The organism is uncultured Brevundimonas sp., assembly GCF_963975535.1.
In the GTDB taxonomy this organism is placed as follows: Bacteria; Pseudomonadota; Alphaproteobacteria; order Caulobacterales; family Caulobacteraceae; genus Brevundimonas.
This window is the reverse complement of sequence record NZ_CAXBHE010000028.1, coordinates 1-2037: the sequence shown is the minus strand read 5'-3', so window position 1 is coordinate 2037 and position 2037 is coordinate 1. Positions and strand designations below refer to the sequence as shown.

General features: G+C 50.7%; 2 protein-coding genes. Both read left to right on the top strand.

The features are described from left to right. Positions 1 to 791, top strand: a 791-nt coding sequence (locus AACZ75_RS15625; protein ID WP_339874140.1) for a hypothetical protein, incomplete at its 5' end; no start/stop codon positions are given. Positions 792 to 835: 44 nt separating this feature from the next. Continuing rightward, the gene (locus tag AACZ75_RS15620) at positions 836 to 1870 is read left to right on the top strand and encodes a hypothetical protein (protein ID WP_339874139.1); all 1035 of its coding nucleotides are present in this window, start codon (positions 836 to 838) and stop codon (positions 1868 to 1870) included. The last annotated feature ends 167 nt before the right edge of the window (positions 1871 to 2037 follow it).

Genomic DNA, 2037 nt, shown 5'->3' with positions numbered 1-2037 from the left:
GGTCGATAGCTGAGACAATATCTATTGCGGATGCAAACGCAGTGATAGCGGGATACGCAGCAGGTGTTTTGGACAGTCAAGCGGTTGTAGACACCCTTGCAGCAATAACGGACTACACAGCAGGTGTTTCGGACAGTCAAGCGGTTGCAGACACTAATACAGGCAACTCTGTGGGCGAACAGGGTGTTTCGGATAGCCAAGCGGTTGCGGACACCACTACAGCAGTAGTAGACTACACAGCAGGTGTTTCGGATAGCCAAGCGGTTGCGGACACCACTACAGCAACTACGGGCGTACAGGATATTACAGACAGCCAAGCGGTTGTGGACACCGTTACAGCGACAGTGAACTACGCGGCGGATATTTTAGATAGCCAAGTGGTTGTAGACACAAATGCAGCCCAGATAGGGTACACCGAAGCGGTGTCTGATACAGTAGGTATTACAGATGTGGCAACGGCGGTGGCGCTGTTCTTAGGAGATGTTGCTGAGTCTATTGCTGTAGCCGAAGCGCAGGTAGTTGCGCTGCTTCTGACCATCAACGAGGCGATGGCGGTTGCGGACACCATTGCAGCCCAGACGGATTACACCGAGGCCATATCTGATACAGCGGGTGTTATAGACGTACTTAATAGTGCGTCTGCATATCAGATAGCCCGCGCTGAAACGATGACATTAACTGAAACAAATGGTGGAAGAAACTTGTGGGAAAATGTAGATGACACACAGGACGCAAACTGGCAAAATATCAATACCTCGCAAACACCGGGCTGGTCGGTATTGATAACGTAAATTCGCTCGGTTAGGCATCAATTTCTACGCAGTAGGAGCATTAAATGGCAAAGACAAACTTAATAGGACTTCTTCTTCCGGGTACAGGCACGCTGTCCGGCCAATGGGGGGGCGCTGTTAATAACGCTATCTCTCAGGTTATCGATGCCGCAGTTGCGGGCACGCTGGAAATTACTGCGGATGGGGATGTTACGCTGACCGTTACCGAAGGGACCTACAACAGTACGGGCTTGACAGCTACAAGCGCCCAGCGTGCAGTTATCCTTTGGACGGCGGGGGGTACGGTAACACGAACCATCACAGTCCCTGCGCAATCTAAGACATATGTTGTTATTAACAAAACGTCTAGCTCACAGTCAATTATCATTAAAGGTGTAACGGGCACAGGTGTTACTGTGGTTGCAGGCACCCAAGCTATTGTAGCTTTTGATGGAACTAACTTTGTAAACGTGAGTGGTACAGCTACGGGAGACATCGTAGGCCCAGCATCAAGCACCGACAATGCCATTACAAGGTTTGACTCAACAACGGGCAAGTTAGTACAAAACAGCTTGGTCACTGTTGCTGATGATGGTGCGATTACAGCCCCACAAGTCGGAAGCATGATTCCGTTTTACTACGCTAATCAAGCGGCTTTTCCAGCCGCGTCAACATCACACGGGGCGGTAGCTCACAGTCATGCTGATGGGGCGATGTTCTTTGCTCATGGCGGTGTGTGGAATAGACTGCCGGTTCTTGCCGCCAACACCTTTACGGGTGCGCAGATCGGTACAGTAACAGCACTCACATCTACCTCAAACGCTATCGCAGTTGACCTTGCCATCAACAACAACTTCTCACACACCACAACAGAGAACACAACTTTATCACTTCCTAGCAACCCGGTAGCAGGGCAGTCTGGTGTTATCACCATCACCCAAGGGGCTACGCCGCGAACGTTAGCGTACAACACGTTCTGGAAATTCGCTGGCGGTATTGTTCCGACACTGACTGCAACGAGCGGAGCGGTAGATGTACTAGCCTACAGCATCGAATCAGCTACCCGCGCAACGACACAACTTATTGGGGATGTCAAATGATAGTTGGTGGTATATCCATGTTGATTACTCAGGCCGTGTCATACGTGGGTAAGGCTATTTTCGGATACGGATACGTTAGCGGCGGCACCTTCACGTCGATAACCAACCTAGTTTCAAAAACGGGCGTAGTTTCTGGGGACACCACAGGCGTTGGAACAGCTCGGAAC

Excerpts from the sequence above, each read along its gene's own strand:
- AACZ75_RS15620 (WP_339874139.1), top strand. The coding sequence starts at position 836 with ATGGCAAAGACAAACTTAATAGGACTTCTTCTTCCGGGTACAGGCACG.